At 53.0% G+C, this 19,273-nt stretch carries 18 protein-coding genes; 11 read left to right on the plus strand and 7 right to left on the minus strand.

Annotated elements, in window-relative coordinates:
* A complete protein-coding gene (locus ACFOMG_RS10170) occupies positions 1–339 on the plus strand; it encodes a hypothetical protein (RefSeq protein WP_376866427.1) in 339 nt (112 codons plus the stop codon).
* A 367-nt stretch (positions 340–706) separates the two neighbouring features.
* Here the strand turns inward: ACFOMG_RS10170 and tkt are convergent, their stop codons facing one another.
* Entirely contained in the window at positions 707–2,698 is a 1,992-nt protein-coding gene (gene tkt, locus ACFOMG_RS10175) for a transketolase (protein ID WP_376866429.1), read from the minus strand.
* A gap of 382 nt (positions 2,699–3,080) precedes the next feature.
* On the opposite strand from tkt, the gene ACFOMG_RS10180 reads away from it, so the two are divergent.
* Together ACFOMG_RS10180 and ACFOMG_RS10185 are read left to right on the plus strand one after the other, a co-directional pair.
* Complete coding sequence (locus tag ACFOMG_RS10180) at positions 3,081–3,827, plus strand: substrate-binding periplasmic protein (RefSeq protein WP_376866430.1); 747 nt, start codon at positions 3,081–3,083, stop codon at positions 3,825–3,827.
* A gap of 260 nt (positions 3,828–4,087) precedes the next feature.
* The gene (locus ACFOMG_RS10185; RefSeq protein ID WP_376866431.1) at positions 4,088–4,303 is read left to right on the plus strand and encodes an FAD-dependent oxidoreductase; all 216 of its coding nucleotides are present in this window, start codon (positions 4,088–4,090) and stop codon (positions 4,301–4,303) included.
* A gap of 196 nt (positions 4,304–4,499) precedes the next feature.
* Here ACFOMG_RS10185 and ACFOMG_RS10190 read toward each other — a convergent pair whose 3' ends face one another.
* The 4 genes from ACFOMG_RS10190 to ACFOMG_RS10205 all read right to left on the minus strand — a co-directional run bounded on the left by ACFOMG_RS10190 (position 4,500) and on the right by ACFOMG_RS10205 (position 8,459).
* Positions 4,500–5,330: a sulfite exporter TauE/SafE family protein gene (locus tag ACFOMG_RS10190; RefSeq protein WP_376866432.1), complete on the minus strand. Its 831-nt coding sequence runs from the start codon at positions 5,328–5,330 to the stop codon at positions 4,500–4,502.
* A 90-nt stretch (positions 5,331–5,420) separates the two neighbouring features.
* Positions 5,421–6,449: a methionine synthase gene (locus ACFOMG_RS10195; RefSeq protein ID WP_376866433.1), complete on the minus strand. Its 1,029-nt coding sequence runs from the start codon at positions 6,447–6,449 to the stop codon at positions 5,421–5,423.
* 5 nt (positions 6,450–6,454) lie between these two features.
* Positions 6,455–7,447, minus strand: coding sequence for a DUF1852 domain-containing protein (locus ACFOMG_RS10200; RefSeq protein ID WP_376866434.1), 993 nt, complete (start codon positions 7,445–7,447; stop codon positions 6,455–6,457).
* A gap of 103 nt (positions 7,448–7,550) precedes the next feature.
* On the minus strand, positions 7,551–8,459 hold the full coding sequence (locus ACFOMG_RS10205) for a LysR family transcriptional regulator (RefSeq protein WP_376866435.1): 909 nt from the start codon (positions 8,457–8,459) through the stop codon (positions 7,551–7,553).
* A 219-nt stretch (positions 8,460–8,678) separates the two neighbouring features.
* Here ACFOMG_RS10205 and ACFOMG_RS10210 point away from each other — a divergent pair, with 219 nt between their 5' ends.
* Positions 8,679–9,461, plus strand: a complete 783-nt coding sequence (locus ACFOMG_RS10210; RefSeq protein WP_376866436.1) for an FAD-binding oxidoreductase — start codon at positions 8,679–8,681, stop codon at positions 9,459–9,461.
* An 89-nt stretch (positions 9,462–9,550) separates the two neighbouring features.
* On the opposite strand, the gene ACFOMG_RS10215 is transcribed toward ACFOMG_RS10210, so the two are convergent.
* A complete protein-coding gene (locus tag ACFOMG_RS10215) occupies positions 9,551–10,252 on the minus strand; it encodes an RNA methyltransferase (RefSeq protein ID WP_376866437.1) in 702 nt (233 codons plus the stop codon).
* Between the two features lie 121 nt (positions 10,253–10,373).
* Here ACFOMG_RS10215 and ACFOMG_RS10220 point away from each other — a divergent pair, with 121 nt between their 5' ends.
* Together ACFOMG_RS10220 and ACFOMG_RS10225 are read left to right on the plus strand one after the other, a co-directional pair.
* Positions 10,374–11,183 (plus strand): helix-turn-helix transcriptional regulator, encoded by an 810-nt coding sequence (locus tag ACFOMG_RS10220; RefSeq protein WP_376866438.1) that lies wholly within the window; start codon positions 10,374–10,376, stop codon positions 11,181–11,183.
* 107 nt (positions 11,184–11,290) lie between these two features.
* Positions 11,291–11,836 carry a YbhB/YbcL family Raf kinase inhibitor-like protein gene (locus ACFOMG_RS10225; RefSeq protein ID WP_376866439.1) on the plus strand — a complete coding sequence of 182 codons (546 nt, stop codon included), beginning with the start codon at positions 11,291–11,293 and terminating at the stop codon, positions 11,834–11,836.
* On the opposite strand, the gene queG is transcribed toward ACFOMG_RS10225, so the two are convergent.
* A complete protein-coding gene (queG, locus tag ACFOMG_RS10230) occupies positions 11,824–12,939 on the minus strand; it encodes a tRNA epoxyqueuosine(34) reductase QueG (protein WP_376866441.1) in 1,116 nt (371 codons plus the stop codon). The genes ACFOMG_RS10225 and queG overlap by 13 nt on opposite strands.
* A gap of 68 nt (positions 12,940–13,007) precedes the next feature.
* On the opposite strand from queG, the gene ACFOMG_RS10235 reads away from it, so the two are divergent.
* Genes ACFOMG_RS10235 through miaA form a run of 5 tightly spaced genes read left to right on the plus strand, consistent with a single transcriptional unit; the run spans position 13,008 to position 19,240 of the window.
* The gene (locus tag ACFOMG_RS10235) at positions 13,008–14,543 is read left to right on the plus strand and encodes an NAD(P)H-hydrate dehydratase (RefSeq protein ID WP_376866442.1); all 1,536 of its coding nucleotides are present in this window, start codon (positions 13,008–13,010) and stop codon (positions 14,541–14,543) included.
* The gene (tsaE, locus tag ACFOMG_RS10240; protein ID WP_376866444.1) at positions 14,543–15,022 is read left to right on the plus strand and encodes a tRNA (adenosine(37)-N6)-threonylcarbamoyltransferase complex ATPase subunit type 1 TsaE; all 480 of its coding nucleotides are present in this window, start codon (positions 14,543–14,545) and stop codon (positions 15,020–15,022) included. The genes ACFOMG_RS10235 and tsaE overlap by 1 nt, the downstream gene beginning before the upstream one ends.
* Positions 15,019–16,350: an N-acetylmuramoyl-L-alanine amidase gene (locus tag ACFOMG_RS10245; RefSeq protein ID WP_376866445.1), complete on the plus strand. Its 1,332-nt coding sequence runs from the start codon at positions 15,019–15,021 to the stop codon at positions 16,348–16,350. Before tsaE ends, ACFOMG_RS10245 begins: the two co-directional genes overlap by 4 nt.
* Positions 16,347–18,269, plus strand: coding sequence for a DNA mismatch repair endonuclease MutL (gene mutL, locus ACFOMG_RS10250; protein ID WP_376866446.1), 1,923 nt, complete (start codon positions 16,347–16,349; stop codon positions 18,267–18,269). Before ACFOMG_RS10245 ends, mutL begins: the two co-directional genes overlap by 4 nt.
* A complete protein-coding gene (gene miaA / locus ACFOMG_RS10255; protein ID WP_376866447.1) occupies positions 18,269–19,240 on the plus strand; it encodes a tRNA (adenosine(37)-N6)-dimethylallyltransferase MiaA in 972 nt (323 codons plus the stop codon). The genes mutL and miaA overlap by 1 nt, the downstream gene beginning before the upstream one ends.
* The last annotated feature ends 33 nt before the right edge of the window (positions 19,241–19,273 follow it).

A 19,273-nucleotide genomic window follows, 5' to 3' on the forward strand; every position in this document is an offset into this window, starting at 1 on the left:
ATGGAGGCGATAATCAAGGTCTTTGCCGCCGCAGTCATTATTGCGTTTACCTCTTGGTTATCTGGAAAGAAACCTGATTTGGCAGGCTTTATTATCGCCCTTCCCATGGTTTCTATCCTGGCACTGCTGTTTTCCTACCTAGAGCATCGAAGCGCTGACATGTCAATCACCCTGGCCAAGAGTGTGATGGTGGGGGCACCTTTGTCCTACCTGTTCTTTATGCCTTTCTTTTTTGCAGAGAAATTCGGTTGGGGTTTCTGGGTGCCTTATATCACAGGGCTCGGTTTGCTTGGTATCGGTTACCTCCTACATAGCTACATTATGAACCTTATCGGCTAGTGGGTGTGTGTCATGGGAGGTACGCATTATTTTTTATTTGTCGCATTAATGTAGAGCCACGGTAATCCCCCCGAAAAATAGCTGAAGTCCAAAGTAGAATTTTCTCGTAATCTACACGCAGGAGATTCTGCAATGAAAAAATCCCGATCATCGTAGCGGCCGGATTATTCTGCTGCCAGAATTACCAAGCCTCTGAGATTGGAAGTTGAAAGAAACAAACGCAGTGCGGATCACCTCAAGCCACCTGACGGATCAATGTTGAAAATTCAAACGCTGATCGCCTGGCTCCCATAACCAAAAAGCCGCCGTTGTTTTCACAATGGCGGCTTTGTTTTTACGCTATCCCGGCATCAGCCGGAATAGTGGTTTAGGCCGTTAATTCGTTAACAGCTTCAACCACAGCATCGGTGGTAATACCAAACTCTTTAAACAGTTCACCAGCCGGTGCAGATTCACCGAAGGTGTCCATGCCGATGATCTTGCCTTGCAGGCCAACAAACTTGTACCAGAAGTCTTTGTGCAGTGCTTCAACCGCTACACGAGCCGTCACCGCCGCTGGCAGTACCGATTCAATGTAAGCTGCGTCTTGTTTGCAGAAGCGCTCGGCACACGGCATAGAAACAACACGAACCTGCTTACCCGACAGCTGCTCAGCCGCTTCCATCGCCAGTTTCACTTCAGAACCGGTGGCGATGATGATGGCGTCCGGAGTGCCTTCGCAATCCTTCAGGATATAACCACCTTTGGCGATGTTGTTTACCTGCTCAGCGGTACGTTGCTGATGCTGCAGACCCTGACGAGAGAAAATCAGTGCGCTTGGGCCATCGGTACGTTCAACGGCAGATTTCCAGCAGGTGGCTGATTCAACCGTGTCACACGGGCGCCAGGTTTCCAGGTTGGGGGTGTTACGCAGGTTAGCCACTTGCTCAACCGGTTGGTGGGTCGGGCCGTCTTCACCCAGGCCGATAGAATCGTGGGTGTACACAAAGATGGAGCGTTGCTTCATCAGCGCCGCCATACGTACGGCGTTACGGGCGTATTCCATAAACATCAGGAAGGTGGCGCCGTAAGGAACAAACCCTTTGTGCAGCGCGATACCGTTCATCATGGCGCTCATACCGAATTCACGTACGCCGTAGAACAGGTAGTTACCGGAAGCGTCGGTTTCGCTCACGCCCTGTGCGTCTTTCCACAGCGTCAGGTTTGAGCCGGCCAGGTCGGCAGAGCCGCCGAGGAACTCCGGCAGTAACGGGCCGAAGGCGTTCAGAGTGTTCTGAGACGCTTTACGGGAAGCCACTTCTTCCCCTTTGGCTTGGCACTCTTCAATGTAGGCCTGAGCTTTGGCAGAGAAATCGGCTGGCAGATCACCGGCCATACGGCGCTTAAATTCCGCCGCCAGTTCCGGGTAGGCTGCTTCATAGGCTGCGAACTTGTCGTTCCAGCTTTGTTCAGCGGCCGCACCTTTGGCTTTGGCGCTCCAGCCTTGGTAGACGTTTTCAGGGATTTCGAAAGAGCCGTGGTTCCAGCCTAAACGCTCACGGGTCAGAGCAATTTCATCGTCGCCCAGTGGTGCGCCGTGGCACTCTTCTTTGCCTTCTTTATTCGGCGAGCCAAAACCAATGATGGTTTTGCAGCAGATCAGGGTAGGTTGCTCAGTGTTGGCACGCGCGGTTTCGATCGCTTGTTTGATCTCTTCCGGATCGTGGCCGTTTACACGTGGAATTACCTGCCAGCCGTAAGATTCGAAGCGTTTAACCGTGTCGTCGGTGAACCAGCCTTCCACTTCACCATCGATGGAGATGCCGTTGTCATCGTAGAATGCAATCAGCTTGCCTAAGCCCAGTGTACCGGCCAGCGAGCAGGCTTCGTGGGAGATGCCTTCCATCATGCAGCCATCACCCAGGAAGACGTAGGTGTTGTGGTCAACGATGTTGTGGCCGTCGCGGTTGAACTGCGCGGCCAGCACTTTTTCGGCGGTGGCCATACCTACGCCGTTGGCGATGCCCTGACCCAGAGGGCCGGTGGTGGTTTCAATGCCGGGTGCATAACCGTACTCCGGGTGGCCCGGGGTTTTGGAGTGCAGCTGGCGGAAGTTTTTCAGGTCGTCGATGCTCAGGTCGTAGCCGGCCAGGTGCAGCAGCGAATAGATCAGCATCGAGCCATGGCCGTTCGACAGGATAAAGCGGTCGCGGTCGGCCCAGTCCGGGTTTTCCGGGTTGTGCTTGAGGTAGTCGTTCCATAACACTTCGGCGATGTCGGCCATGCCCATTGGGGCACCCGGGTGGCCAGATTTAGCTTTCTGAACGGCGTCCATGCTCAATGCACGGATGGCATTGGCCAGTTCGGAACGAGATGTCATGTAGCGACTCCTAAAATCACGGTAAACAAGGCGTTGTTAGTCTGGCACGGATATCAAATCTGGCCAGTGCACCGGCTGAAATCGGCACGATTCCCGCCTGGCGCTGAAAAAGGCGCCATTGTCGCTCAGAATGCGATCAGCGGCAAACCGCATTTGCCATATTGCCGTGCTTTTGTGTTCCGGGAGGTTTGCGGGAGGCGAGGCGCTGGCGGCATAGGCTGCTGCAAAGACGGTTCAAGAGAAAAAACGCGCCAGTGAATACCGATGTCTTCTAAAAACATCAATTTTTACATTATTTGCTCGCTATTGGAAAACTTTGGTTGACCTTGTGGTCAGGTTTATTTAATTAGGCGCCTGTTTTCACTTAACCTATGGGTAAATGATGATCTTATCAATAAAAACAGTTGCTGGCTTATTGTTGGCAGCTTTAACTTTTACTAGCCTGGCACAACAGAAACTGTATTTTTTTACTGAACAATACCCGCCTTATAATATGACTGATGATGGTCGTGCGTTTGCGCATAAAGCCGATGAAATTACCGGCTTGTGTACCGATGTTATTAAAGCCGTCATTCGTGAAACACCTTATGACTCCCGCATTAAATTGCGCAACTGGAAATACGGTATGGAAAGAAGCAAGCGCAAAGCCAATACCGGTGTTTTTTGCGCTGCACGCAGTCCTGAACGCGAAGCCTTGTTTCATTGGGTCGGGCCGATTACTAATCTCGGCTGGGCCTTATTCTCACTGCCGGGTTCGGATATCAAACTGAATTCTCTGGAAGACGCCCGGGATTATAAAATCGGCGGTTATAAAGGCGACGTGATGAGCAATTACCTGATTGAGAAAGGGTTTAACGTCGAATTATCCGACTCATCACAAATGGTGCCACGTCGTTTGCAACTGGGTCAGGTTGATTTATGGGTAACCGATCAGTTGTCCGGCCCTTACACCGCGGCGGATGCCGCGGAACTGGAAATTAAAGAGGTGCTGACCTTCCGGAATACGCCGATGTTCCTGGCCATTAATCGTGATACTTCTGATGATGTTATCAATACCTTGCAGTCGGCGCTGGATAAGCTGCGTAACGACGGTGTGTTAGCGGGTATCGAACAGGCTTACGGCCGCTGATATCGCGCTGATATCGTGACCCGGCTTTTTCAGCCGGGTCGGATCCGGACAATCTTCTTATCTCCTGCTCAGGTGTATGTCCGTTTTTCACTAATATCTGTTTATCTCACTGATTTCCTGATGTTTTCTGGTTGCTGAAGTCGCTTTGCCCAAAGTTGACGAGTCATTCTGTTTTAAATACCTTGGTCGACTAAAGCGGAATCGTGTGTCAGTTTTGTATTAATGCGATTACAGAAGCGGGCTTAACAAGAAGAATAACGATGAAAAAACACCACTGGGATATCGTCATCATTGGCGCCGGCGTCAGCGGCATTGGCGCTGCCGTGCGGTTTTTGCAACAGGGCTTCAGTGACTTTGTCATTCTGGAGAAGTACGACGACCTGGGCGGCACCTGGCGCGACAATACCTATCCGGGTTGCGCCTGCGATGTACCCTCGGCGCTGTATTCTTATTCGTTTGCGCAACGCCCAGAATGAGCCGATCTGGAATCACCGGCAACGCAGTAAAAATCAGCAAGACCATCGCCGCGATAATACCTTTAGGCATATCTTTAGCCGGATCTTTCGCTTCTTCTGCCGCCAATGGTACACCGCGGGCTTTGTTGCCGAATACATAGCAATCAAACTCTTTAAAACCAATATCGCTAAATCGACGCTTAAACCGGTGCCAGTCTTACATAAATACCTGAAGCAACATCCTTAAGCCGGTGATGAGCAGAACAACGGCAAAGACTTTTTTGAGTTTGCCGGCATCTAGTTTTGCCGCCAACGATGCGCCTACCGGGGCAAAGGCAACCGTCAGCGGTACAATGCACAAAAAGCCTGCCAGATTGACTAAACCAAAGGTTCCTGCCGGAGCATCATCCGGTGTGCTGCCCAGCAGGAGCATGGTCAGTGCACCGGGTAATGAAATAATCAGGCCGATGGCTGCTGCTGTGCCAACGGCTTTGTGTGCCGGATAGTTGTATAGGGTAAGCAGTGGCACGGAAATAGTACCGCCTCCGATTCCCACCATTGAACTGAAAAAGCCAATCGAGGTGCCCATGACGGTTTGCCCGGCTTTACCTGGCAGAGCGGAGAATATGGCAGACTTTCCTGTTCTGAACAGCATGTTTAATGCGGATAAAGTTGCGATTACACCGAATAATACAGTAAGCCATGTCCCGTCTGCACGCGTCACCAGCCAGCTTCCTGCCAGGACGCCAATAAGAATAAATACACTCCAGCGCTTTAAAAGATCAACATCGACGTTACCTTTTTGCCTGTGTGAGCGTATAGAGCTGATCGATGTCGGCACAATGGTCGCCAGAGACGTGGCAGTAGCGACGATCATCGCGGATTCAGGCGAAACACCAAAGCCCTGAAAGATAAAAAACAACACCGGCACAATAACAATGCCGCCACCAACCCCGAGAAGGCCCGCCAATATCCCTGCGAAAATACCGGTCGCGATCAGGGCAAGAATAGTCGGTAAATGATTGATAAATAATTCGATAATATTCATTAACAGATGACTTGATTGAATGATGGATAAACGGAATAAATCCAACAGGGGCGGTATCGCCCCTGTTGGATTTTCAGCACAGCAAAGGTATCAGACGGAAAGCTCTTTTCTGACGATCTCTGCCCCGGCCGCCAGTGCATGAAGTTTCCCTCTTGCCACGTCGCGGGACAGCGGCGCCATGCCGCAGTTGGTGCAGGGATAAATCTTGTCGGCATCGGCATATTTCAGCGCTTCACGAATGGTCGCGGCGACTTCTTCGGGTGTTTCAATGGTATCGGTGGCCACGTCAATGGCACCGACCATGATCTTTTTACCTTTAAGAAGGGACAGAACTTCTAAAGGAATCCGGCCGTTGTGGCATTCCAGCGAAATAATATCAATGCTGGATTTCTGAATGGCAGGAAACGTTTTTTCGTAGTGCAACCATTCTTCACCCAGTGTCTTTTTCCAGTCGGTATTGGCTTTAATGCCGTAGCCATAACAGATGTGGACAGCGGTTTCACAGGTTAAGCCGGCCTTGGCGATTTCCAGCGCCTCTATACCCCATTCGTTCACATCATCAAGAAATACGTTAAAAGCGGGCTCATCGAACTGAATGATGTTAACGCCTGCTGCTTCCAGTTCTTTGGCTTCCTGATTAAGCGCTTTGGCAAATTCAAAGGCCAGTTTTTTACGATCCTGATAATAGTCATCATACAGGGTATCAACCATGGTCATGGGGCCAGGCAGCGCCCATTTAATGGGCTGGTTGGTCTGGGCGCGCAGAAATTTTGCATCGTCAACAAAAACCGGCTTCTGGCGGCTGACCGGGCCGACAATTCCCGGTACGCTGGCGTCGTAGCGATCGCGGATTCTTACCGTTTTTTTATTCTCAAAATCAACGCCACTCAGGTTTTCAATAAAGGTTGTTACAAAGTGCTGGCGGGTTTGTTCGCCGTCACTGACGATATCAATGCCAGCATGTTCCTGCTCTTTCAGCGTAATGCGCAGGGCATCTTGTCTGCCCAGGGTCAGCTCAGCACCTTCCAGTTTCCAGGGTGACCATAATGTTTCAGGCTCGGCCAGCCACGAAGGCTTGGGCAGACTGCCGGCGGTTGAGGTCGGGAGTAGTTTTTTCATAATGATCAGTACCCGGCTTGTTGATCAGAGAAGGCGGCCGACCATGCTTCCAGTATCGGCTGGTGGCGCTGAATAAAGTATTCAGCACACCATTTGCCTTGCTCGGTGGCCAGACGATTACGTTCTTCCCGGTCATAGACGACCTGCGTTAACGAGCAATCCTGATTCTTCAGGCTGGGTTGGTAGATTTCACCGGCAATGGAGTGCGCGTTGTAAATTTCCGGCCGGTAAATCTTCTGGAACGTTTCCATGGTGCTCAGCGTGCTGATCAGCTCCAGGGTGCTGTAATCGTTAAGCAGATCGCCAAAGAAAAAGAACGCAAACGGCGCGACGCTGCATGGTGGCATAAAATAGCGCACCTTCATGCCCATCTTTTGAAAATACTGCTCGGTCAGCGACGGTTCATTCGGCAGGTATTCAACACCCAGAACCGGGTGTTGGTTGCTGGTACGACGGTAAATTTTATTGTCTGAAACGCTCAGGCAGATCACCGGCAGTTTGTTGAAATTTGCTTTGTACACACTGGATTGAACAAAGTCTTTAAACATATTGCCGTGTAGGTCGCCAAAGTCAGCAGGCACGGTAAATTCGTTTTTGCCTTCGTTATGGCTGCGCAGCACGACACTGAAATCGTAGTCGCGCACATAAGAGGAGAAGTTATTACCTACAGTACCCTCAATCCGTTTGTTGGTTTTGTGGTCGATGATGTAGGTTTTCAGAATTTCGATGGTGGGAAAAGTCTCGCCATTGCCTGCCACATCAATATCAACATGAATAATATCAAGCTCAACAGAGTAGCGGTCTTTGTTCGGATTATCCCAATGCGCCAGTCCGTTGAAACAGTTGTTAATCATGTCGATAGCTTTGCGCAGATTCTCCTGGCGCTGTTCACCGCGGGCCAGGTTGGCAAAATTGGTGGTTAAGCGGGTATTGTCCGATGGCTCATAGTGCTCATCAAAGCGAATGCTCTTAATGGTGTATGTAAAACCGTTGCTCATTGTTTTCGTATTCCGTGCTGACCGTAAAAGATAACTGTGCACGTTATACATGGCTTGATGCATGAGAAATATTGATTTTATCTCATCAAGTCATTACTTATTCTCATGGGTTTGTCGATTCTGTCGGGTATTGGTAAGCGCGCGCCAGTTCAGTAAAGGCCTGCAGATATTCGATATCGCCGTCATTTTCACGGGTACCCAGATAAATCTGTTTGGCGATGCCACTCTCACCCAGCCTTACGACCGCCAAAGGCAGCCTGGCGCAATATTCTTCTGCCAGCCAGCGTGGTAAGGCCGCCACGCCCCGGCCGCAGGCGACCATTTGCAGCATAATATCGGTGGTTTCGCTGGTTTTGTGTTGCTTAGGCACCACCATGGCCGGGTTGAGAAACTGGGTGTAGATGTCCAGCCGGTCGGTTGGCACCGGATAAGTCAGCAAAACCTGGTCGCGCAGATCTTCTGCCCGGGCGTATTCAACAGCCGTTAACGGATGATGCTTGGGGACCACCAGAACCTGCTCGTAATCAAACACCGGCTGGAAGTTCAGGCCGCTTTTATAGAAGGGGTCGGGTGTTACCAGCAGGTCAATTTCGTAATCCAGCAGTGCGCCAACACCGCCGAACTGAAATTTCTGTTTTACATCCACATCCACATCGGGCCAGGCATCCAGAAATGGCGATACCACTTTCAGCAGCCATTGGTAACAGGGGTGGCATTCCATACCAATTCTTAATGTGCCGCGCTCACCGCAGGCAATCTGTTTAAGTTTGCCTTCCGCATGTTCCAGCACCGGCAGCACGCGGTTGGCAATATTCAGCAGAAACCTGCCCGCTTGTGTCAGCCGCAGGCTGCGGCCTTCCCGCAACCAGACTGCAGTACCGATATTGTCTTCCAGTTTGCGCATGGTGTGGCTTAAAGCAGATTGAGTAACGCAGAGCACCTGCGCGGCCGCCGTCAGCGACCCTTGTTGTTCGACCGCTTGTATAACCCTGAGGTGAGTGCGTTCCAGCATATTTTGCATGAGCCAAAGTAATGGGTGCGTGAAAATAAACCATTTTTGTTCACTAAAGAAGTTTTTTAAGATGCCTGTGTCTGTTCTGTAGTGATCGGCAAGAAAGGGTGAGCAAGGCGTTGCCACCGTTCAATTGGCAGCAGCCGGGCTGGTGTTAAAGCGCGGTTTACTTAATCCAATATCGGCCATGGCCGGTATGTTTATGATTTCTGGTTTGCAATGAATAATCACGTTATGGGTTACCCACTTAAGCAGTACGCCTGCCAGGTCAGTGCCATCGCTCCGCTGAGCGAAAATACCTACCAGATTGATCTGTTGGCACCGGATGATGCCAGCCTGAGCTACCACGCCGGCCAGCATCTTCAACTTGAATTAAACCCTGAACAGGAAGCCGGTATGCAATCGCTTTCTTACACGATTGCGAATGCCTGCAAACCCGATAGCCCGCAACGGCTGCAGCTGATTATTCACAAAAACAGTGAGTTTTCCGGAGAAATAATCAAGGCGCTTGGCTCTCTTTGTGAAAGAAATGAACGCGCCAGGGTAACCTTGCCGCTGGGCAAGGCCTATCTGCAAACCCGGCTTGATCAGCCACATGTGTTGGTTGCTGCAGGCTCTGGTATTGCGAAGATAAAATGCATTATTGAAGAAATCGTAAACCGGAAACCAGACGCGGATGTGACCATTTATTGGTCCAACAGGGGCGTGAATGACTTTTATCTTCTTGATTTTTTTCAGCGCCTCAAAAGCCTATACAAGACAATCACATTCATTCCTGTATTGGAATCAAAGTCCCCCGGCTGGGCTGGCCGCTCGGGCTATCTTTATGAGGTTATCCAGCAAGATTTTGCCAGCCTTGAACATACGAAAATGTATCTGTGCGGTTCGCCGGGGATGGTGTACGGCACCATGGATCAGCTTAAATCCAAGGGGCTTAAAGAAGAAAACTGCTATTCAGATGTTTTCGAGTACGCGCCAAGGTTGCCGCAGTCAGAAGGGTAAGGTTTGGCCGTTGGCAGCCGCTGCCTGGTCAGCGTCTGCCATTCGTGCGGTTATTGCTAACAACCGGCTGTAGTGATTTTTTCGACCAGCTATCGTCTTAATTCATAAATACACATATTCACTGCTGAGGCTAAATTCAGCGATTCGATAGCGCCACTGCCGTTAATAGTGAACGGCGATACTTCAAAATCAGTGAGCAGTTCGTTGGGCACACCGCGTGCTTCATTGCCAAACAGATAACAATCGAATGACCCAAAAGCGGCGCTGCTCAGTGGCTCGCCTGCCATGTCCAGGGTGGCGATGCGGGGGTAACGCTGGTGCAATTGCGCCAGACTGACGTCCTGTTCGATGTCAACATGAAAAATGGCGCCCATGCTGGCACGCACTACCTTGGGGTTGAACGGATCAACACTGCCCGGGCTGAGGATGCATTTAAAGCCACCAAACCAACCGAGGGTGCGCAAAATAGTGCCCAGATTGCCCGGGTCCTGCACTTCATAAAGGTAAACAGCGCGTTGGTCACGGTTGTTGTCGGCTGACTGAAACGGCACCACCGCAATAATGCCCTGGGGTGTTTTGGTATCGGCAATGGCGGCCATTTTTTTGCTGCTGATCAGCGTTTTTTTAAACCGCGTAGGCCAGTCCTGATAAGCTTCCGTGACCAGAACTTCACACTCGCTGAGTGATGTTTTTTCCAGCTCCAGCAGCAGGTGTTCACCTTCCACCAGGTAATGGCCGAACTGTTGGCGGTATTTTTTCTGGTTCAGCTTTTTGATGTCGTCGAGTTTCATAATTGTGCACGCTGCAGCGCTAACGGGATCAGCGCGCATTGTAGCGAAATCGATGTGCCACTGCCGCAGTCATTTTGTACACTCGTGCAGCGGTCAGTCGTTGCTTTCACAGGGAGAAAACATGCAGTCATTAGTCAGCCGGGCACAGCAGTTGTTGCAACAGCAGCCCGACGCGCCGTTTGCGGTGTATTCCTCGGTCAGAGAGCAGGTGTTGCTGAATGTGCCTGTGGTGAAGCCTTTGCTGGTGTGTGTGGCGGATGGCTGTAAGCAGTTGGGTGATCGGGCTGAGATCAGCTGTACGGCCGGGCATTTTGTCTTTCTGCCGGGATCCGGGCGCATCAATATGCGTAATATTCCGGCACAAAGCCGTTACCGGGCGTTGTTAATGGAGTTTGAAGCGGATGATTTTGCTGCTCTGGACGCCAGCCCGGCTGTGGCCAGTGATCAGCCTCCCGCGGGCATTATTGATGAGTTGTTATTACACAGTCTGCAGCAGTATATCGACTGGTCGGTACAGGTTCCGGCTGCGTTATTAAGCTTGCGGCGCCAGGAAATCCTGCGCTTATTGCAGTGGCAGGGGTATCACGGGCTGACGTCTCTGGTACGTGCTCCGTCTCTCAGTCAGCGTTTGCATCAGCTGATCCGTGAACAGCCGGCGGCGGATCATACCGCGGCGTCACTCGGGCGCCAGTTAGCTATGAGTGAGGCTACTTTGCACCGGCGTCTGAAAGCGGAAAATACCCGGTTGCAGGATATTAAAGATGGCGCCCGGCTGGGGCTGGCATTGCACTGGTTGCAAACCGGTAACGATGCGGTCAGCCGTATTGCAGAAAATTGTGGTTATGTCTCGCCGTCGCGTTTCAGTGAAAAGTTCCGCCAGCAGTTTGGCCTGACGCCCAGTGAGTTACGCAAAACCCGGCTGATGGAATAGGGCGAACAGCTGATTGTTTTTGTACTACAGCCGCTGCAGCTTACTGCTTATCATAATTTCCGACCTGTTGCCGTTTTGGTGCAGGCGCTGCGCTTAAGGAGTATGTGATGAAATTAGTTTCTGCGGTGGTAATGACGGGTTTATTAAGCCCACTGGCCAGTGCCGATATGGTAATCAGCAGTGACGATATTCGTGCCGCTGAGTTGATGCCGAAAGCACAAGAGTTTAGCGGTTTTGGTTGTGACGGCGGTAATCAGTCGCCACATTTATCCTGGAGTGGTGCGCCGGAAGGTACTCAGGCGTATGCGGTCTTCGCTTACGATCCGGATGCACCCACTGGCAGTGGCTGGTGGCACTGGCAGCTGGTGAATCTTCCGGCCACGACGACGACGCTGGCAGCGGGCGCCGGCGCGGCTGACAACACGGCGTTACCGCCAGGCAGTATGCAGATGCGCAACGATTACGGCGCTCATGCGTTTGGTGGTGCCTGTCCTCCGGCCGGTGATAAAGCCCACCGCTATCAGTTCACGGTGTTTGCGTTAAAACAGAAACTGGAATTGCCGGCCGATGCCTCAGCGGCATTAACCGGTTATATGGTTAATGCCAATGCACTGGATTCGGTGACGCTGGAAGCGCTGTATCAGCGCGACTGATGCTGCGCCAGTGCCCAGTCGATATGTTCTTTGACCAAAGCGCTGCTGTGCGCTTTGGCTTTTTCTAATGCGTCGGTGACTTCCAGGCTGGTGGGCGCGTTACCTAATGCCACAGCGATATTACGCTGCCAGTTCTGGTAACCGGTACGGCGAATTGGCATACCTTCGGTACGTTGCATAAAGGTGGCTTCATCCCAGGCAAATAATTCCAGCAGACTGGCTTTGTCGAGCTGGTGTCGCGGGCTGAAATCGGGCTCTTGAGTGGTGTTGCTGAAGCGGTTCCAGGGGCAGCCAATCTGACAGTCGTCACAACCAAAAATGCGGTTGCCAATGCCTTTGCGCAGTGCTTCGGGAATAGCCCCATCCAGTTCGATGGTTAAGTATGAAATACAGCGGCGCGCGTCGAGTACGTGTGGCCCGACAAAGGCCTGGGTCGGGCAGATATCCAGACAAGCGCTGCAGCGGCCACAATGGTCTTTTTCGTAACGCTCATCCAGTGGCAGCGGCAGGTCGGTGAGAATTTCGCCGAGGAAAAAATACGATCCGGCTTTGCGGTTGATCAGCATGGTGTTTTTACCGACCCAGCCAAGGCCGGCTTTATTGGCTAACGCCCGTTCCAGCAGCGGCGCACTGTCGACAAAGGCGCGGTAATTCATGCCGTATTCACTGTTCAGCTCAGCAATACGTTGCTGCAGCTTTTTCCCCAGCTGGGTCAGGCGTTTACGGATCAGTTTGTGATAATCGCGGCCCAGTGCATAACGTGATACATAGGCCTGATTTTTGTCCCGTAATTGTTCAGTGATGCTGACGTCCGGCGGCAGATAATCCATTCGTAAGCTGATCACCCGAATGCTGCCGGGCTGCAGCTCGTCCGGGCGTGAGCGCATATTGCCATGGTCGGCCATATAGCTCATTTCGCCGTGATAACCCTGTTGCAGCCACTGCTGCAGACGTTGTTCGTGATCACCGAGGTTGACGTCGGTAATGCCCATTTGCTGAAAACCGGCCTCAGTTGCCCATTGCTGCAGTTGCTGGCGCAGCGTTTCCGCGGTGTTGTCAGGCTGTCCGCAGGCGACAGTAAAATGGGGTAAATCTGAGGTCATGAGCAGGACTTGAGCAACGCTTGTCGATATAATTCCGGCAAATTTAACACATTGAAGGCTTAGCAGGGATGAACCGACCTTACTCCGCGAAAGATCATTTACCTGGCGAACTCTACAGTGCGGCCCAGGTACGTGAGCTGGATACGCTCGCCATTACTCAGATTCAGGATGACGGTGGCGACACCTGTGGTTTTGAGCTGATGTGCCGCGCCGCTGAAGCGGCGTTTGCCTGCCTGCTGGAGCGCTGGCCGGAAGAAGGCTCGGTGTGTGTGTTTGCCGGGCCAGGCAATAATGGCGGCGATGCTTATGTGCTGGCGGCGCTGGCCTGTCATCATGGCCTGGACGTAGTGTTTTACACCTTGGGCGATCACAGCGGATTATCGGCAGCGGCCAGCCGTGCGCGGGAAATGGCGCTGGAAGCCGGGGTCGAGCCGCAGGTGTTTCGGGGTGAGCTGGTGTATGAAGGTCAGGTCATTGTGGACGGGTTATTAGGCACCGGCCTCAATAAGGCCGTGCAGGGGGATTATGCCAGTGCCATCGCGGCCATGAATGCTCACTTTGCCGATGTATTAGCCCTTGATTTGCCATCCGGTCTGAGTGCCGACACGGGCTGTATTCTCGGCTGTGCCGTACAGGCCAGTCTGACGGTGACCTTTATTGGTGTGAAGCAGGGTTTATTAACCGCCGATGGACCGGATATCTGTGGTGAAGTGGCGTTTGCCTCCTTGTCGGTTGATCCGCTGTTGTTTCATCAGTTATCCGCCAGTTGTGAACGCATCAGCTGGGACCGGCTGGAGCGCCTTAATCAGCGCCTGAATCCGCGTCGCGGTAACTCACACAAAGGCGAATTCGGCCATGTGATGGTGGTTGGCGGAGATCACGGCATGGGCGGCGCGGTGGCTATGGCGGTGGAAGCTGCCGGGCGTTGTGGTGCCGGGTTAATCCGTTGCGCTACCCGTACTGAACATGTGGCACCGATTCTGGTGCGTCGTCCGGAAGCCATGGTGCGGGCGGTGGAATCCGGGCTGGAATTACAGCCCTTACTGGCCCATAGCCATGTGATTGCCTGTGGCCCGGGGCTGGGGCAAAGCAGCTGGTCGGAATTGTTATTACAACAGGTGTTAAATGCCAGCACTCCTCTGGTGCTGGACGCCGATGGTCTGAACCTGCTGGCGTCGCCGGGCTGGCGTCGCGACTTCAGCGAGCGGCCGGTGATTATGACGCCGCACCCGGGCGAAGCCGCCCGCTTGCTGGGGTGTGATATTGCCAGTGTGCAGGCCGATCGTTTTAACAGTGCCCGTCAGCTGGCAGCACAATATCAGGCGGTGGTGGTGTTAAAAGGTCAGGGCAGCCTGATTGCGGCACCCGACGGCCGCCTGGCGTTATGCACCGATGGCAATCCGGGTATGGCCTGCGGTGGAATGGGTGATGTATTAACGGGTGTGTTAGCTGCGCTGCTGGCGCAAGGGCTGAGCCCATGGCAAGCGGCGCGTTATGGTGTTTGTGTGCACAGCGGCGCTGCCGATCTGGCGGCCCGGGAGCAGGGCCAGCGCGGTTTACTGGCGACCGATCTGATGCCTTATTTATGGGAGTTAATGAACTGATGGGCCGAGCAGTAAGCGGCGAAACGGCGATGCTGGCGTATGCTGCCGCCGTGGCCGATTTTTTCCGCAGCAACCAGTTGCTGGACAGCGGTCTGGTGGTATTTCTGCAAGGGACTCTGGGAGCGGGTAAAACCACTTTCAGTCGCGGCCTGATTCAGGCGCTGGGTCATCAGGGGGCGGTTAAAAGCCCAACCTATACGCTGGTGGAAGATTATGCCCTGGCGGAGGTAAAGGTATGCCACTTCGACCTGTACCGGCTGGCTGATCCGGAAGAACTGGAATTTATGGGGATTCGCGATTATCTCAGTGATGGGGCATTATGCCTGATCGAATGGGCCGATAAAGGCGCCGGCATTTTACCGCCGGCGGACCTGATACTGCAGATAGATGACCTTGGTGACAGCCGTGAGCTGCACTGGCAGGCCTCCAGTGAGCGGGCTGATGATTGGGCAAACAGACTAAACGCACTGACATTATGATAATAACGCGTGGCTTATTGCTGTTGGGCATGCTGTGGTTGAGTACTATGGCCTGGGCGGATGTGAAAGACGTGCGGGTCTGGCAATCACCGGACAGCACCCGGCTGGTATTCGATCTGACCGCACCGGTTGAACATAAAATTTTTACCCTGAGCAATCCGCACCGGGTTGTGATTGATCTGATGGACGTTAAAAGTCAGCTTGATGTCACTCAGGTTGATGTCGCCGATACCAGCATCCGGGCGATCCGTTCCGGCAAGCGTAACAAAAACGACTTACGCATTGTGCTGGATATTAACCAGGCCCTGAAACCGAAAAGTTTTCCGTTAAAACCGAATAAAAAATACCCCTTTGATCGCCTGGTGGTTGATCTCGAAGCTCAGCAGGCGGTGACCGCAATTGCCGCACCGGTGAAACAGATTCGTGACTCGGGTTCCAGCCAGCGTGACATTATTATTGCCATTGATGCCGGTCATGGTGGTGAAGATCCGGGCGCGATAGGTCACGGCCGTATTTATGAAAAACGGGTGGTGTTATCCATCGCCCGGGAACTGGAGCGGTTACTGAAAAAAGAGCCGGGTTTTCAGCCTTTTATGGTGCGTACCGGTGATTATTATATCGGTCTGCGGGAGCGTACTGCCAAAGCCCGTAAAGCCAATGCCGATTTTTTTGTGTCGATTCACGCCGATGCCTTTAAACATCCGGGGGCCCATGGCTCGTCGGTGTTTGTATTATCTGAACGTGGTGCCACCAGTGAAGCGGCGCGCTGGCTGGCGGACAAAGAAAATGAATCCGATTTAATTGGTGGTGTCAGTCTGGAAGATAAAGAAGATCATCTGGCCATGACGCTGCTCGATTTATCCATGACTGCCAAGCGTAACTCCAGCGTACAGATTGGTTCGGGAATTTTGCGGCACATGGGTAAAGTATCGCGGCTGCATAAAAAACAGGTGGAAGAAGCGGCGTTTGTGGTGTTGAAGGCGCCGGATATGCCGGCGCTGCTGGTCGAGACCGGTTTTATTTCCAACCCGGGCGAAGCGAAAAAACTGGCCGGCAAGCGTTACCAGCAAAAAATGGCGCGCGCTATTTTTAATGGCATTAACGGTTATTTCCAGAATCACCCGCCGCGCGGCACCTTGTTAGCCAGCGGTAAAAATAAGCCGGCAGGCACGACCTCTGGTTTTCGCACTTATGTCGTTCGCTCCGGCGATACGTTATCGGCTATTGCGTTACGTCAGCAGGTGGCGATGGCTGAAATCCGCCGTCTGAATAAACTCAAATCTGACCTGGTCTGGGTCGGACAAAAACTGAAAATACCCAACTCATGAGCTCTCGCATTCATCTGTTATCTCCCCGCCTGGCCAACCAGATCGCCGCTGGCGAGGTGGTGGAACGGCCTGCCAATATCGTTAAAGAGCTGGTGGAAAATGCTCTGGATGCCGGGGCTGACCGGATCGAAATTGATGCTGAACAGGGTGGGGTTAAGTTATTACGCATTCGCGATAACGGCCATGGTATCGGCAAAGACGATTTACCACTGGCGCTGAGCCGCCATGCCACCAGTAAAATCACCACACTGGATGATCTCGAAGCCGTCGGCAGCCTGGGCTTTCGTGGTGAGGCGCTGGCCAGTATCAGTTCGGTCACCCGGTTAACCCTGACGTCCCGGGCGGAGCAGGCAGAAGAAGCCTGGCAGGTCACGGCTGAAGGGCGTGATATGGTGGCCAGTGTGGCGCCGGCGGCTCACCCGCAGGGGACCACCATCGAGGTGCGCGATTTATTTTTTAATACGCCGGCAAGGCGTAAATTTTTACGCACTGAAAAAACCGAATTTTCCCATCTCGAAGAAACGGTCAAACGGCTGGCGCTGAGTCGTTACGACGTTGGCTTTACCCTGCGCCATAACGGCAAGGTGATTCATGCGGTGCGTCCGGCAAGCCGCGATATCGATCGCGAAAAGCGGGTGGCGCAGTTATTAAATCCCACCTTTATGGACAGCGCTGTGCATATTGAACGGGAAGCGGCGGGGTTAACCTTGCAGGGCTGGGTTGGCCTGCCGACGTTTTCGCGCTCCCAGGCGGATATGCAATATTTCTTTGTTAATGGCCGGGTGGTACGTGACAAGCTGGTGGTGCATGCCATTAAACAGGCCTATCGCGATGTGTTGTATCACGGCCGCCACCCGGCGTTTGCGCTGTATTTATGGCTTGATCCGAAGCTGGTGGACGTTAATGTACATCCAACCAAACATGAAGTGCGCTTCCGTGATGGCCGTCTGGTGCACGACTTTTTATTCCGGACTTTGCACAAGGCATTAGCCGATGTGCGGCCTGATGCACAGCTGGCCCCCGGTGGTAAGCTGCTCGCCGCTGATGATCCTGACCGTGGCGGACAGGTCAGTCAGACGCTGAGTCAGCATAATGCCCCCGTCAGTGGTATCGAAGCCGGTGAGTTCAGCGAACAGACGCGCCTTAACTGGCAGGCCGCGACGTCAGCAAACAATGCCGGATTTCAGTCTGGTCAGAGTGTCAGTCAGAATGCGGTGGCCGAGCAACTGCAGGCTTATCAGAGCATGGCACAACCGTTAGCCGGGGCCCGCCTGCCGGATGCCGCGCTGCAGACGGTTGCTGCGCAACCACTGCCGGAAGCGGATGGTGATGATATGCCGCCGCTGGGTTTTGCCATCGCGCAACTGCACGGTATTTATATTCTGGCGCAGAACGCGCTGGGTATGGTGGTGGTGGATATGCACGCTGCCCATGAACGGATTACTTACGAGCGGTTAAAACTGGCGGTTGATGAACAGGGTATTCAGAGCCAGCCGTTATTGGTGCCGGAAACCCTGGCCGTCAGTGAACGTGAAGCGGATGCGGCGGAACAATACGCCGAGGAGTTTCAGCGTCTGGGTGTGGTACTGGCGCGGGTCGGGCCGGAAAGTATTTTAATCCGTCAGATCCCGGTGTTATTGCAGCAGGCCAATGTAGCGCAGTTAATTACCGATATGTTGTCGGATCTGATGCAACACGGCAGCTCCGATCGCATTCTGGCATTCCGTAACGAAGTGCTGTCGACCATGGCCTGTCATGGCTCGGTGCGGGCGAACCGCAAACTGACGTTGCCGGAAATGAATGCCTTGTTGCGGGATATGGAAGCGACTGAGCGCAGCGGTCAGTGTAATCATGGGCGCCCGACCTGGACGCAAATGACTATGCCTGAACTCGATAAATTATTCCTGAGGGGCCGTTAATGCCTGCTGCGCTCGATATGAATAAAGAACTTCCGCCAGCCATCTTTTTGATGGGGCCTACGGCTTCCGGTAAAACAGCGCTGGCGCTGGAGCTGGTCGATAACTACCCGTGTGAAATTATCAGCGTCGATTCGGCGCTGGTGTATAAAGGTATGGATATCGGTACCGCTAAGCCGGACGCTGACATGTTGGCGCGTGCGCCACACCGGCTGATTGATTTAATCGATCCGGCAGAAAGCTACTCCGCGGCCAGTTTCCGTGAAGATGCTTTGCGGGAAATGGCCGACATCACGGCGGCGGGTAAGGTGCCACTGCTGGTGGGTGGCACTATGATGTATTTTAAATTTCTGCGTGACGGTGCCGCCGACTTACCCAAAGCTGATGACGCGGTACGCGAGCGGTTGCTGGCAGAAGGTCTGCAACATGGCTGGCCTTATATGCATCAACGTCTGGCGCAGGTTGATCCTGAATCGGCAGCGCGGTTAAAGCCGATGGATTCGCAACGTATTCAGCGTGCACTTGAGGTGTATGAGGTATCGGGCAAGACCCTGACGCAACTCTGGGCGGAACAGCATCAGCAAGCGCTCCCTTATCATGTGGTGAACCTGGCGGTGTGCCCGCCACAGCGACAACAATTACACGACCGTATTGCACTACGCTTTCACCAAATGCTGGATGAAGGCTTTATCGACGAGGTCCGGGCGTTATACCAGCGTGGCGATCTGAATCCGGAATTACCGTCCATCCGGGCGGTAGGATATCGTCAGGCCTGGGATTACCTCGAAGGCAAAGTGACGTACGAGGAAATGACCGAGCGCGGTATTATTGCTACCCGTCAATTAGCCAAACGTCAGATAACCTGGCTGCGCAGCTGGCCGGATTTGCACTGGCTTGATACAAATGATTCAAAACTTCTGCAAAGTGCCTTGAAAATCCTTGAAGCGAACGCCATATTTAGCGCATCGTCCTGATTTCTTTGCTTACTCCCGAAATTAAGCCCGACA

The sequence above is a fragment of the Bacterioplanoides pacificum genome, assembly GCF_042648445.1.
Classification (GTDB): domain Bacteria; phylum Pseudomonadota; class Gammaproteobacteria; order Pseudomonadales; family Oceanobacteraceae; genus Bacterioplanoides; species Bacterioplanoides pacificum.